13 protein-coding genes and 1 tRNA gene are annotated in these 13,025 nt (G+C 37.0%); 7 read left to right on the forward strand and 7 right to left on the reverse strand.

The window, feature by feature from the left end; genetic code table 11:
* The first annotated feature begins 32 nt into the window (after positions 1–32).
* Entirely contained in the window at positions 33–1,721 is a 1,689-nt protein-coding gene (gene gldJ, locus F6U93_RS10765; RefSeq protein WP_191963502.1) for a gliding motility lipoprotein GldJ, read from the forward strand.
* Between the two features lie 82 nt (positions 1,722–1,803).
* Entirely contained in the window at positions 1,804–3,084 is a 1,281-nt protein-coding gene (locus F6U93_RS10770; RefSeq protein ID WP_150939663.1) for a UDP-N-acetylmuramoyl-tripeptide--D-alanyl-D-alanine ligase, read from the forward strand.
* A gap of 234 nt (positions 3,085–3,318) precedes the next feature.
* On the opposite strand, the gene F6U93_RS10775 is transcribed toward F6U93_RS10770, so the two are convergent.
* The 7 genes from F6U93_RS10775 to F6U93_RS10805 form a co-directional block, all read right to left on the reverse strand.
* Positions 3,319–4,089: a LuxR C-terminal-related transcriptional regulator gene (locus tag F6U93_RS10775; protein WP_150939665.1), complete on the reverse strand. Its 771-nt coding sequence runs from the start codon at positions 4,087–4,089 to the stop codon at positions 3,319–3,321.
* Positions 4,090–4,202: 113 nt separating this feature from the next.
* Positions 4,203–4,277: transfer RNA gene (locus F6U93_RS10780), tRNA-Val, on the reverse strand.
* Between the two features lie 65 nt (positions 4,278–4,342).
* On the reverse strand, positions 4,343–5,560 hold the full coding sequence (locus F6U93_RS10785; RefSeq protein WP_150939667.1) for a bifunctional folylpolyglutamate synthase/dihydrofolate synthase: 1,218 nt from the start codon (positions 5,558–5,560) through the stop codon (positions 4,343–4,345).
* A gap of 3 nt (positions 5,561–5,563) precedes the next feature.
* On the reverse strand, positions 5,564–6,442 hold the full coding sequence (locus tag F6U93_RS10790) for an energy transducer TonB (protein ID WP_150939669.1): 879 nt from the start codon (positions 6,440–6,442) through the stop codon (positions 5,564–5,566).
* A 2-nt stretch (positions 6,443–6,444) separates the two neighbouring features.
* A complete protein-coding gene (locus F6U93_RS10795) occupies positions 6,445–6,837 on the reverse strand; it encodes an ExbD/TolR family protein (RefSeq protein WP_150939671.1) in 393 nt (130 codons plus the stop codon).
* 1 nt (position 6,838) lies between these two features.
* Complete coding sequence (locus tag F6U93_RS10800) at positions 6,839–7,540, reverse strand: MotA/TolQ/ExbB proton channel family protein (protein ID WP_191963503.1); 702 nt, start codon at positions 7,538–7,540, stop codon at positions 6,839–6,841.
* Between the two features lie 240 nt (positions 7,541–7,780).
* Positions 7,781–8,845 carry an anhydro-N-acetylmuramic acid kinase gene (locus F6U93_RS10805; RefSeq protein WP_150939673.1) on the reverse strand — a complete coding sequence of 355 codons (1,065 nt, stop codon included), beginning with the start codon at positions 8,843–8,845 and terminating at the stop codon, positions 7,781–7,783.
* A gap of 94 nt (positions 8,846–8,939) precedes the next feature.
* Here F6U93_RS10805 and F6U93_RS10810 point away from each other — a divergent pair, with 94 nt between their 5' ends.
* From F6U93_RS10810 to F6U93_RS10830, 5 genes are all read left to right on the forward strand, one after another.
* On the forward strand, positions 8,940–10,082 hold the full coding sequence (locus F6U93_RS10810; RefSeq protein ID WP_150939675.1) for an acyl-CoA dehydrogenase: 1,143 nt from the start codon (positions 8,940–8,942) through the stop codon (positions 10,080–10,082).
* A 233-nt stretch (positions 10,083–10,315) separates the two neighbouring features.
* Entirely contained in the window at positions 10,316–10,651 is a 336-nt protein-coding gene (locus tag F6U93_RS10815) for an arsenosugar biosynthesis-associated peroxidase-like protein (RefSeq protein WP_150939677.1), read from the forward strand.
* Between the two features lie 79 nt (positions 10,652–10,730).
* Positions 10,731–11,786, forward strand: a complete 1,056-nt coding sequence (arsS, locus tag F6U93_RS10820; protein ID WP_150939679.1) for an arsenosugar biosynthesis radical SAM (seleno)protein ArsS — start codon at positions 10,731–10,733, stop codon at positions 11,784–11,786.
* A gap of 30 nt (positions 11,787–11,816) precedes the next feature.
* Entirely contained in the window at positions 11,817–12,311 is a 495-nt protein-coding gene (locus F6U93_RS10825; RefSeq protein ID WP_150939681.1) for a rhodanese-like domain-containing protein, read from the forward strand.
* A complete protein-coding gene (locus F6U93_RS10830) occupies positions 12,289–12,906 on the forward strand; it encodes a TIGR04282 family arsenosugar biosynthesis glycosyltransferase (protein WP_225312668.1) in 618 nt (205 codons plus the stop codon). The genes F6U93_RS10825 and F6U93_RS10830 overlap by 23 nt, the downstream gene beginning before the upstream one ends.
* Positions 12,907–13,025 lie beyond the last annotated feature (119 nt).

Consider the following 13,025-nt stretch of genomic DNA (forward strand, 5'->3'; position numbering starts at 1 on the left):
GCACCAAAACATTATTTAGCTTACTTAAAAGTATGGATATGAAAAAAGTAGTCGCATGCAAAGTTTTAGCGGTCTTAGCACTAGCTATAGCTTCAACTAGTTGTTCAAAATCTTCGAGCTCAAGAAACAGCTCACGCGCAACTGGATGGCAAATAAACTCTAGAGAGGGTGGCTTCCAGTACAATACAAATTTCAGAGAGCAAGAAACTGCTCCTGGATTGGTTTTTATTGAAGGTGGAACATTTACAAAAGGACGTGTTCAAGACGACGTTATGCATGACTGGAATAATAGTCCAAGTCAGCAACATGTGCAATCTTTTTACATGGATGAAACTGAGGTAACCAACATGATGTACATGGAGTACTTAGATTGGTTAAAACGTGTTTATCCACCATCAGAAGGTAATTTCAGAGCCATTTATAATGGGGCTTTACCAGATACTTTAGTATGGAGAAACCGTTTAGGTTTTAATGAAGTAATGACAAATAATTATTTACGTCACCCAGGTTATGCAGATTACCCAGTGGTAGGCGTAAGCTGGATTCAAGCTGTAGAATTTGCTAACTGGAGATCTGATCGTGTTAACGAGAAGAATCTTGAAGAAGCAGGATACCTACAACGTGACGCAAAAACAACCGAAGTTACGTCAGATCAAACTTTCAGCACAGATACTTATATCAACTCACCTTCTAGTACTTACGGAGGAAATGAAGAAATTCACGACGGAAGAGCTAATAGCAGAAATGCACAGGTTGATGAAGAAGGAAACGAAACTGGAATCTATGCAACTCGTGAAACTGGAATCCTTTCTCCAAAATACAGACTCCCAACTGAAACAGAATGGGAATATGCAGCACTTGGCTTAAGTGAACTTAGAGATTATAACATTTACCGTGGACGTAAAAAATACCCATGGGATGGACAATATACACGTTCAGGAAAACGTAAAGTACGTGGTGACCAATTGGCTAACTTCAAACAAGGAAAAGGTGATTACGGTGGAATTGCAGGATGGTCTGATGATGGCGCTGACATTACAAATGCTGTGAAATCATACGAACCAAATGATTTTGGATTATATGATATGGCTGGAAATGTTGCCGAATGGGTTTCTGATGTTTACCGTCCTATTGTTGATGATGAATTTAATGATTTCAACTACTACCGTGGAAACGTTTATACTAAAAACGCAATCAATGAAGATGGTACGGTGAAAATTGTTACACCTGGAGAGATTGTTTTTGATACCCTTTCTAACGGAAGAGTGATTGCTAGAGATTTACCAGGAGAGATATCTCAAGTTCCAGTAGATGAGAATGAAACTTACTTAAGAACAAACTTCGACAGAAGTAACCATATTAATTACCGTGATGGAGACAAGCGTTCTTCTCGTTATTTCGAAAGCTTTAACGATGATGATTTAGGAAAAGATCCTGAAGCAGAAACAAGACAAATGTACAATTCGCCTAAACACACAATCACAAGAGATTCTTTAGGTAATATCATTAGAGAGTTTGATACCGCTTCACATAGAACCTCTTTAATCAATGACGAAGTTCGTGTTTACAAAGGTGGATCTTGGAAAGACAGAGAGTACTGGTTAGACCCTGCTCAAAGACGTTATTTCCCTCAAGATATGGCAACAGATTACATCGGATTTAGATGTGCAATGTCTAGAGTTGGATCTAAAAGTAAATCAAAAGCTAAAACGAAAAATTAAACTTAATTTTTCCTAGATAAACTAAAGTCCTAACTATTGAAGTTAGGACTTTTTTTATACATTTATTTAAAATTTATATATCGTGAACATAGCCCAAATACATAGCTTATTTTTAAACTGTCATTCCGTTTGTACAGATACTAGAACACTTGAATCTAACAGCATGTTTTTTGCACTAAAAGGAGACAACTTTAATGGCAACATCTACGCCGAAAAAGCACTAGACGCCGGAGCAAAATATGCCATTGTAGATGAAGCCTCGGCCAACACTTCAGAGCAAACCATTTTGGTTGACAATGTGCTAGACACGCTTCAAGAACTCGCTTCTTTTCACCGCAATTATTTAAAAACCCCAATTATAGCCTTAACAGGTAGTAACGGAAAAACAACTACAAAAGAGCTCATCAATGCCGTGCTATCTCAAAAATACAAAACAACAGCAACGGTGGGAAACTTAAACAACCATATAGGGGTGCCGCTAACACTACTGTCAATGACAGATAAAACTGAAATAGGTATTGTAGAAATGGGCGCCAATCACCTTAAAGAAATTGAGTTTTCTTGCAGCATAGCCAAACCAGATTACGGCTATATCACTAATTTTGGTAAAGCTCACCTGGAAGGTTTTGGTGGCGTTGAAGGCGTCATTAAGGGCAAAAGTGAAATGTACGATTTCCTATCGAAACATCACAACACTATTTTTGTAAATAATAATGACCCCATTCAAGTTGAAAAAACTAAAGACCATACACATTTTAGTTTTGGAAACTTAACACATAAAAATGATGTCACCGTCAATTTTTTAAACGCACAACCTTTTGTAAAAAGTGAATATAAAGGTTTGGAAATAAACAGTAATCTCATAGGTGATTACAACTTTAATAATATAGCTGCCGCCATCACTATAGGAAATTATTTTAAAGTAGATGATGCCGCCATTAAGAAGGCTATAGAAGGCTATGTGCCTAGCAACAATCGTTCGCAGATTATAAATAAAGGCAGTAATAAAATTATACTTGATGCTTACAATGCGAATCCAACGAGTATGCAAGCCGCATTACTAAATTTCGAGAAGCAAACAGGACCAAAAACAGCCATCTTAGGCGATATGTTTGAATTAGGTAGTGAAGCAAAGGCAGAGCATCAAAACATCGTAGATTTAGCTACAAAACTCGATATTGATTATATTTCCTTTTTAGGTGAAAACTTTCACCAAGCACAGCTGACTTCAGAAAAAACAAAATCATACGCCAGCTTTGAGGATTTTAAATCAGAAAACGCTTTATCAACACTAGAAAACGCCACATTACTCATAAAAGGATCTCGAGGCATGGCCTTAGAACGTGTTTTGGATTTACTATAAATAGGTAATAAAAAAATGCCTGCCTCATAAATGATATAAGACAGACATCTATAAATAATTCTCCCTAAGAACTAATTAATAGCAAGTCAAAGTTGCAATTATAATAGGCTTCAGACAATACTCAATTTGAGTAATTATAGTAATATTCGATTAAGTACTCGTTATATCCGTTTATCGGAAAAGCATCATAAATCGGGATGGTTGTAAAAAACAATCTTGTTAGGTCGAGCACCACTAAATTAAATTGGTATTCATTTTAATCATACCAACCAATTCACCTGTTGAAGAGATGTTTAACTTTTTTAAGATATTCCTACGATGGGTATCCACGGTATTCGAACTAATATTTAGTTTTTCACCAATCATCTTGCTAGAATGATTTAAAACTAGAAGTCTGATGATATCACGCTCACGATTAGTTATGCCTTCAGAAAGTAATTTTTGAGAAAGATTATTGTAATAAACAGTTTCGTATTCATTCTGCCCATTCAAAAGTTTAGCTGAAGCGCAAATTTGTAAATTAATTTCCGGCACTAATACGGTATAATGTGCTAAACCAATAATGGGCTTAGATCCGCTATCAAACTCTAAGGGCGTCGTATTCTGAACGATGTTAACATATTCATCATTATTGTTTTTTAAACGATAATTCCACGTGTAAGTCATTTTACTACGGTCCTCGACGTTGATTTCATTTAACGTGAACTTCATCAAGTCACTTAAAGCGTGTAACCATAAATCTAAATCCTCTGGATGCATTCTACTCCAAAAATAACGCATGCCTTTAGATTTTACCTCATCGGCATCGAGGCCTAAACAAGCCTTGATGTTTTTACTAACGTATTCAAAAGTTAAATCTTGGGTATTGGTTATACAGAAGAAAGTAGAACTATAAGGCAAAAACGTATCGAGCTCTATAAGCTTCTGGATATGCTTTTCTAGGGAAGGTTGATCGTGCGAACTAAATATCTCACTATATGCCTCTCTAATATTCTGGTTCTTCATATGGATACATGTTTCTAAAAAACAATAATGTTTCAAATTACAATATTATTTTGAAAAACAGAACCTATTAAACGCAAAAAAGTCTGATGATATCATCAGACTTTTTCTCTCTGTGGGCGCGAAGGGATTCGAACCCCTGACCCCTTGGGTGTAAACCAAGTGCTCTGAACCAACTGAGCTACGCGCCCTAATTATTAGGAGCTGCAAATATACAACCCTTTTTCACTTTACAAAAACTTTTTTGAAAAAATTTTCAAATAATTTCTGCTACCACAAAAGTGCTTCCACCAACGTAAATAAAATCGCTTGTTTTTGCATTTTCTAAAGCGAATTTATAAGCTTCATTTACAGACGAATACACCATCCCTACTAGTCCGAACGCCGATAATTGTTCTTTTAACAGACTTGCATCCATACCTCGAGGAATTTCTGGTTTGCAAAAATAATATTTTGCATTTTTAGGTAACAAATGTGCAATCGACCCTAAATCTTTATCATTTACCACACCAAAAACAATGTGCAAGTCGTCAAATTCTTCTTTTGACAGCTGATTCATGACATCTTTTAGACCACTTTCGTTATGACCGGTATCACAAACTACCTTCGGATTTTCACTTAAAATTTGCCAGCGTCCCAGAAGCCCAGTGTTTTTAACCACATGAAGTAAACCTGTTTTTAATTGGTCTTCAGAAATACAAAAGCCTTTTTCACCAAGCTCTTCAATGGCCTGAATAACGGTTTTGATATTTTTCGACTGGTAGCTTCCTATTAAATCAGATTTATAGTCCATTTTCACCTCCTGATCGGCAAATACGATTTTAGACTGCTGTTTGTCCGATAGCCTTTCAAAAACCGTTTGGGTTTCGCTTTGCGTCTCTCCTATCACTACAGGAACATGATTTTTGATAATTCCTCCTTTTTCAAAAGCAATCGCCTCTAAAGTGTTTCCTAAAAACTGCGTATGATCTAACCCAATGTTTGTAATTACTGAAACCTCTGGCCTAATGATATTGGTAGAATCTAATCGACCACCCATACCAACTTCAATAACGGCAATATCTACTTTTTCTTCTGAAAAGTATTCAAAAGCCATACCTACAGTCATTTCAAAAAAGGACAGCGATTCCGACTCTAAAAAAGGTTTATTACGTGCTATAAAATCGACCACAAAAGTTTCAGACACTTCCTGGCCATTAATTTTAATACGTTCTTTAAAATCTTTTAAGTGTGGCGAGGTATACAAACCCACTTTATAACCAGCCTCCTGTAAGATAGAAGCCAGCATATGACTTGTAGAACCTTTACCATTGGTACCTGCTACATGAATGGATTTAAAATTATTTTCTGGAAAATTTAAATGCTTGGCGAGCTTAAGCGTATTACTTAGGTCTTTTTTAAACGCCGTACTGCCTTGATTTTGATACATGGGAAGTTGAGAAAACATCCACTCTAGCGTATCGTTATAAGTCATGAGTTATTCGCTTATTTTGAAGTTGACACTTACAAAGCCTATTTGTTTTGTAGGCGCTTTAGAATCGGCTGGCCATTTATGCGATAGTGCTATTTTTTTTGCAGGTTCTAACAAGCAAGCTGCCGTATTGGTTGTACCCTTAACCCCTGGTGTTGCTTCAACAACATTACCATTTTGGTTCACAACAATTTTTACAATCACCATCCCAGACTCGTTGCAATCTTGTTTCATGCGTTCAAACGAAGCTCTACCACGACCTTTTAAGCCGTATCCAACACCACCACTTCCAGTACCTTGTCCGCCAAAATAACTAGAAGCATAAGGATTACCATCAAGCTGGCCTTTATCACCTGATTGGTTATCATCACCCTCGCCGCCTACTTCAGAACCTTCGGCCTTTTTAACACCACCAATAAGGGCATCTAATTTTTTCTTCTTTTCGTCCTGTTCGCGTTTCTTTTTAGCTGCTTCCTCCGCCTTTCTTTTGGCTTCAGCTTCAGCCTCTGCTTTTGCCTTGGCCTCAGCGTCTGCTTTTGCTTTAGCTTCGGCTTCTTTCTGTTTCTTTATCGCTATAGCTTCTGAATTATCTTCAGTAAGCACTTCTTCCTGGGCCTCAGCAGGGGCTGCTGCTTCTGGTTCGGGTTCAGAAACTTCAGGCTCTACAGGTTCAACCACCTCTTGAGGTTCAGATTTCACCGGCTTCATAGGTTGCACATCACCTTTCCCAACGCTAGAATTACCAAAATTCACTGCCACGCCATATTCTTCTGGCGGATCCATATACTTGGTACCAACCACAAATAAAAGCAATAAAATAATGATGCTAATTAAAGCCGTTATCTTTGCTGAATTTCGTTCGTGTTTGGTTCTTAAGTATTTCATTTTTATTTCGGTTGTACCGCTAGAATGACTTTAAATTTGTTTCTATTAGCTATATCCATAACCTTCACCACATTATCAACAGGTACCGATTTTTCGGCACGTAAAATAATGGTTGGTTTTTCTGCGGCCGACAATGCAGCGAGTAATTCATTTTCTAGAACACTCACGCCAACACGTTTCTGATCGATATAATACGTTAAATCTTTTTTAATACTTACAGCAACAGACTTCTTGTTTTCTGTTTTACCACTAGCTTTTGGTAATAAAATATCAATCGCATTAGTGGTTACCAAGGTAGATGCAATCATAAAAAAGATAAGTAGTAAGAATACAATATCTGTCATAGACGACATATTGAATTCTGGTGTTACTTTGTTTCTTCCTCTAAGATTCATACTAAGTTGGTTCGTTTAAGTGATCTAAAAATTCTAAAGAATGGGCTTCCATTTGGTAAACAACTTTATCGGTTTTTACCACTAGGTGGTTGTATGCCATATAAGCGACAATACCAACAATTAACCCAGCCACGGTTGTTGTCATAGCTGTGTATAAACCACTTGCTAAAACATCCATTTGAATGCTTCCGCCCGCATTGGCTAATTCAAAAATGGCTAAAATCATCCCTACTACCGTTCCTAAGAAACCGATCATAGGTGCTGCTCCCGAAATGGTTGCTAAAACACTTACGTTCTTCTCTAGGCCGTAAATTTCTAGACGTCCTGCATTTTCGATAGCCGTATTAATATCTGCTAAAGGTTTTCCTATTCTTGAAATTCCTTTTCCAATTAATCGCGATACCGGCGAGTTCATTTGAGCGCATAACTGCTGTGCTGATTCTATTTTACCGTTACTCACATGATCCTTAATCTGATTCATAAAATTAGCATCGATAGTAGATGCTGCCTTAATCGCAAAAATGCGTTCAAAATAAATATAAATTGCACCTACAAGTAGTAAAAATAGAATAGCAATGATGACTTGTCCTGCCATACCACCACTAGCTATTAACTCTATAATCGAAAGTGTTTTTTCTACCGATTCTCCTTCCGGAAGTACATCCACCCCCTCTTGTGCTTCTTGAATTAAAATATTCACCATAAATTATGTTATTTATTGCAACGTTATAACGCTGCCTTTTTGGTTAAAGTATAAACCCAATACAAAAGCTTTTTATTCTTTTATAATAGTGTTTATGTGGTTGTTCATTAAAAAAAAATGATTTGGTTCGTTACAGTTTTAAAATTAACTTATTATAAAACGTTCAAATACGCCCTGTTAATTTTGGAAACCGAACAAATATAAAAAACTAAACTATTTAGACTTCATTTTTTGAAGATTTTAGGGCAGAAAGATTTCACCTGAACTGTGGTTTTTTGAAGCCCCGGTAACACTTTGTAGGCAATTCACTTCATTTCTGAGTTTCAACACACCTAAAAAACCAAAAATTATGGCTTCTTTAAATTCCACAAGACTCTTTGAAGGGATGATAATTTCAAGAGATGTATGTTTTTTTAGAGCATCCATTAAATAGGTATTGTATGCTCCACCGCCGGTAACCAAGACGGCACCGGTTTCCTTAATTTTAAATTGAGCGGCGAATTGAATAGCGATATGCTCCACAAATGTTTTAAGAATATCTGTAACTTCTAGATCATGAGCATCAATAAGTGGCAACACCTGCTCCTGAACCCACTCTAAACCTAAAGATTTTGGAAAAGCTGCTTTATAAAAAGGAAGGGCATTCAGTTCTTCAAGAAGCTTTTCATTCAAAATGCCTTTAGAAGCGATTTTTCCACCATCATCATAATCAAAACCTAAACGACTCACATAATGATTCAAAACGATGTTGACCGGACAAATATCGTAAGCAATACGCGCACCATTTATTTCTGAAGACACATTTGCAAAGCCTCCTAAATTCAAGCAGAAATCATAATTTGAAAACAAAAGTTCATCACCTATAGGTACTAAAGGAGCGCCTTGACCACCAAGCTCAACATCTTGAACTCTAAAATCACACACTACCTTTTCTCCTATTAATTTTGAAATTTCAGGCAGATTTCCAATCTGTAAAGTCATCCCTTTTTCAGGTTGGTGTAAAGCAGTATGCCCATGTGAACAAACCGCATCAATATCTTTTATCCCATGTTTTTGAATGAAGCTTTTGATCACTTCAGCAAGATAACCCGTGTAATCGGCATCAATACTTTTTAATTTTTCTTCGGAATAGGAAACCAACGCGCTCAACTGTGTTTTCCAAAATGAAGGATACGGCACCGTTTCAGCATTAATGATTTCAAACTGCCATTGCCCTTTGAATTGAAAATTTATTTCAACAAGGTCAATCCCGTCTAAGGAGGTTCCAGACATCACTCCTATAACATGATACTTATCTTCTAACATAGCTGGTAAAAATAACAAACACAATTAAATAATTCACATTAAAAAGGTATATTTGGTAAAATATATCACCAAATAAACTAAATAATTACGAATTATGGATTTTAAGCTCTCAGAAGAACATATCATGATTCGCGATGCCGCTCGCGATTTTGCTCAAACCGAATTACTTCCTGGTGTTATTGAACGGGATACCAACCAGCACTTTCCCAACGAACTCGTCAAAAAAATGGGGGACCTTGGGTTTCTAGGTGTTATGGTAGACCCCAAGTATGGAGGCAGTGGCATGGACGCCATTTCTTATGTGATTATCATGGAAGAGCTTTCTAAAATTGATGCTTCGGCTTCGGTGATTGTTTCGGTTAATAATTCACTAGTTTGCTATGGACTCGAATGTTACGGCACCGAAGAACAAAAACAAAAATACCTCACGAAACTAGCCACGGGCGAATACCTAGGCGCCTTCTGCTTAAGTGAACCAGAGGCTGGTAGTGATGCCACATCACAAAAAACAACAGCCATTGACAAGGGGGACCATTATATTATTAATGGTACCAAAAACTGGATTACAAGTGGCGGACGTGCAGATGTGTACCTAGTCATCGCACAAACCGATAAAGAAAAAGGTTCACATGGCATTAATGTTTTTATTGTTGAAAAAGGCACTGAAGGTTTTCATGTTGGCCCTAAAGAAGACAAGCTCGGCATTCGCGGGAGTGACACCCATACCCTTCAATTTAATGATGTTAAAGTTCCGAAGGAAAATAGAATTGGTGTGAATGGTTCTGGATTTCGATTTGCAATGAAAACCCTTTCTGGCGGACGTATAGGCATTGCTGCTCAAGCCTTAGGCATTGCTTCGGGCGCTTATGAATTGGCATTAAAATATTCAAAAACACGCAAAACCTTTGGGGTTGAGATTTACAACCATCAAGCCATCGCATTTAAATTGGCTGATATGGTCACTGATATTGAAGCCGCAAGGCACTTAGTAATGAAAGCCGCTTGGGAAAAAGACCAAGGTTTAAATTACGATTTTTCGAGTGCTATGGCCAAACTATACGCTTCAAAAGTGGCGATGCAACACACCGTTGAAGCGGTTCAAATTCATGGCGGCAACGGTTTTGTAAAAGAATACCATGTAGAACGCTTAATGCGTGATGCCAAAATCACACAGATTTACGAAGGCACTTCTGAAATTCAAAAAATCATCATTTCTAGAAGCATCACTAGAGATTAAGTTTATTAAGGTTGCAAAGCCACAAAGAATCAAAGGTCCAAAGATTTAGGTCACCTAGAACTGTTTCATAGCTCATAAAAAACTCCTATAAACGGATAATAATCTGGGGTAGCAATAAAAAAGCACCACAAAAAGGATTGCAACTCATAAAATAATTAAGTGAATTCTGTTATGTTGATTTAAACTTATCGACTTAAAATTTTAGATTTACATCTTGACATAAAAAACCCATCATGCAAAAAACATATTACGACCCTGCCGATTTAAAGAAATTTGGAAAAATTAGCGAATGGAACCCTGAATTGGGTGAGAAATTTTTCGACTACTACGGTAAAGTTTTTGAGGAAGGCGCTCTTACAGCTCGTGAAAAAGCCCTAATAGCTTTAGCTGTTTCTCACACCGAACAATGTCCGTATTGCATTGACGCTTACACAAAAGACAACCTGCAACGTGGTGTCACCAAAGAAGAAATGATGGAAGCCATTCATGTTGGTGCGGCTATAAAAAGCGGAGCCACTTTAGTGCACGGTGTTCAAATGATGAATAAAGTGAATAAGTTAGAAATGTAAATCACAGGTCAATTTCCTTTAAAAACTTCTTAAACAGCATGCCGAATGCACTTCGGCTTCTTAAAATTAAAACAAATTAATGGCTATAAAGTCTTTAAATAAGCGCCAAAGTGCCTTGGCAAAAAGCGAAAAACAACTTCAGATTTTATCAAACGGTATTTTTCAAAATGGAGAACTACCAACTTTTAAAGCTAAAATATCTGAAACGAATCAATTTCCGCTTCAAGCGAAAAAACTCGAAATTTTACAAATCAATTTAGGCTACATGTGCAACCAAGTATGCGCTCATTGCCATGTCGATGCAGGTCCCGACCGCAAAGAAATTATGACGCGTGACACTATGCAACAATGCCTAGAGGTGATAAAAACCACGGGCGCGCATACCTTAGATTTAACCGGTGGCGCCCCAGAAATGAACCCTGATTTTAGATGGTTTGTTGAAGAGGCTGCAAAAGCAGGGATCAAAGATTTTATCGTGCGCTCCAATTTAACCATTATTAGAGCGAACAAAAAATATCATGACCTTCCTGATTTTTTTAAGAAACATCAGGTGCATGTGGTGAGTTCGATGCCGCATTGGACTCGTGGAAAAACCGACAAACAGCGTGGCGACGGTGTTTTTGACCAGTCAATTAAAGCTTTACAAGAGCTCAACGCCGTGGGATACGGCATACCTAACAGCGATTTAAAACTCGATTTGGTTTACAATCCGTCAGGGGCTTTCTTACCTGGTGATCAGGCTGCCATGGAAAAAGACTTTAAAAAAGCTTTAAAAGAAGATTTCGACATTGATTTTCACCAGCTTTTTGCGATTACAAATTTACCTATTGCTCGTTTTCTGGATTATTTAATCGCTTCAGAAAACTACGAAGATTATATGTATGCCTTAGTAGAAGCCTATAATCCAGCAGCCGTAAAAAACGTGATGTGCACCAATACCTTATCAATTAGTTGGGACGGATATTTGTACGATTGTGATTTTAATCAAATGCTAGAACTACCTATAAACAGTAAAGTCAAACATATTTCTGAATACAACGAAGCGCTTTTAGAAGGAAGAAATATTGCCATCTCGCAACATTGTTACGGCTGTACCGCTGGCGCTGGAAGCAGTTGCCAAGGTGTAGTCGCCTAAACTCGTGAAAAAAAAAGGAATCTCATCACAATGAAAAACTTAATTCTATTCATATTATTTTTAAGTGCTACAGCAAGTTTTGCCCAAAAACCATTGGACAAACTGCTCAAAAAGCACAATAAAGAGAGTGTTCCTTATATAAAGGCTTCAGAATTGCAAAACACCTCTTCCGAAGTGATTTATTTAGACACCAGAGCGCCTCATGAATACGCGGTAAGCCATCTTAAAGACGCTATTTTAGTAGGTTATAACAACTTCAGCATGGATAGTATTAAAAAAATAATTCCTAATAAAACCTCTGAAATTGTAGTGTACTGCACCCTAGGTATGCGATCGGAAGCTATTGGCGAAAAACTAAAAAAAGCAGGCTATACCCACGTGAAAAATTTATACGGAGGTATTATCACCTGGAAAAACAATGATTTTCCTGTTTATAATAGGAATAACAAACAAACTGATAGCGTACACACCTATTCGAAATCGTGGCGTAAATGGTTAAAAAATGGCATTCAAGTTTATGAATAAAGAACTCGTTATTGTGTTTGTAAAAAACATACAACTCGGTAAAGTAAAAACACGATTAGCCAAAACTGTAGGCGATGAAAAGGCTTTAAAGGTGTACAAAGCCCTTTTAGAAATCACCGAAAATGTAACCCAAAACCTTGATTCTGATGTGTGCATTCACTTTTCTGAAAGCATAGACGAGACCCTTTGGAAAAACACAGACAAAACCATACAACAAGGAGAAAATTTAGGCGATCGCATGAAAAACGCCTTTAAAACCAGTTTTGAAAAAGGTTATGAACGCATTGTTTTAATTGGTTCTGATTTGCCCAGTCTCACGACCAAACACCTCAACACCGCTTTTAATAAATTACAAAATCATGAGGTCGTTTTTGGCCCTGCTGAAGATGGGGGCTATTATCTAGTTGGCCTTTCAAAAATGCATGATTTTATTTTTGAAAACAAACCTTGGAGTGAAACCCATTTACTCAAAACCACCTTGAATGAAATCAAATCCCAAAAGGCAACTTATGATGTTTTAGAAACCCTAAACGACATTGACACCATTGAAGACCTTAAGACTTTTCCTCAGCTCACAAAGCTCATTTTACAATAAAAATGGCACAAACCCCAACTAAACTACTCATTTATAAAAAATTACATTTTAACAATTTATTAACAAAAACGGTTAATCTATAGGCTAATATTCATATCTTTATTAGCTTATTAATTAAA

This window comes from Pseudotamlana haliotis (assembly GCF_008806375.1).
Taxonomy (GTDB): Bacteria; Bacteroidota; Bacteroidia; order Flavobacteriales; family Flavobacteriaceae; genus Pseudotamlana; species Pseudotamlana haliotis.

Coding starts and splice junctions, on each gene's coding strand:
- F6U93_RS10800 (WP_191963503.1), bottom strand. CDS start 7,540: ATGGTGAATATTTTAATTCAAGAAGCACAAGAGGGGGTGGATGTACTT.
- arsS (WP_150939679.1), top strand. CDS start 10,731: ATGGCTATAAAGTCTTTAAATAAGCGCCAAAGTGCCTTGGCAAAAAGC.
- F6U93_RS10775 (WP_150939665.1), bottom strand. CDS start 4,089: ATGAAGAACCAGAATATTAGAGAGGCATATAGTGAGATATTTAGTTCG.
- F6U93_RS10830 (WP_225312668.1), top strand. CDS start 12,289: ATGGCATTCAAGTTTATGAATAAAGAACTCGTTATTGTGTTTGTAAAA.
- F6U93_RS10785 (WP_150939667.1), bottom strand. CDS start 5,560: ATGACTTATAACGATACGCTAGAGTGGATGTTTTCTCAACTTCCCATG.
- F6U93_RS10805 (WP_150939673.1), bottom strand. CDS start 8,845: ATGTTAGAAGATAAGTATCATGTTATAGGAGTGATGTCTGGAACCTCC.
- gldJ (WP_191963502.1), top strand. CDS start 33: ATGGATATGAAAAAAGTAGTCGCATGCAAAGTTTTAGCGGTCTTAGCA.
- F6U93_RS10810 (WP_150939675.1), top strand. CDS start 8,940: ATGGATTTTAAGCTCTCAGAAGAACATATCATGATTCGCGATGCCGCT.
- F6U93_RS10795 (WP_150939671.1), bottom strand. CDS start 6,837: ATGAATCTTAGAGGAAGAAACAAAGTAACACCAGAATTCAATATGTCG.
- F6U93_RS10825 (WP_150939681.1), top strand. CDS start 11,817: ATGAAAAACTTAATTCTATTCATATTATTTTTAAGTGCTACAGCAAGT.
- F6U93_RS10815 (WP_150939677.1), top strand. CDS start 10,316: ATGCAAAAAACATATTACGACCCTGCCGATTTAAAGAAATTTGGAAAA.
- F6U93_RS10790 (WP_150939669.1), bottom strand. CDS start 6,442: ATGAAATACTTAAGAACCAAACACGAACGAAATTCAGCAAAGATAACG.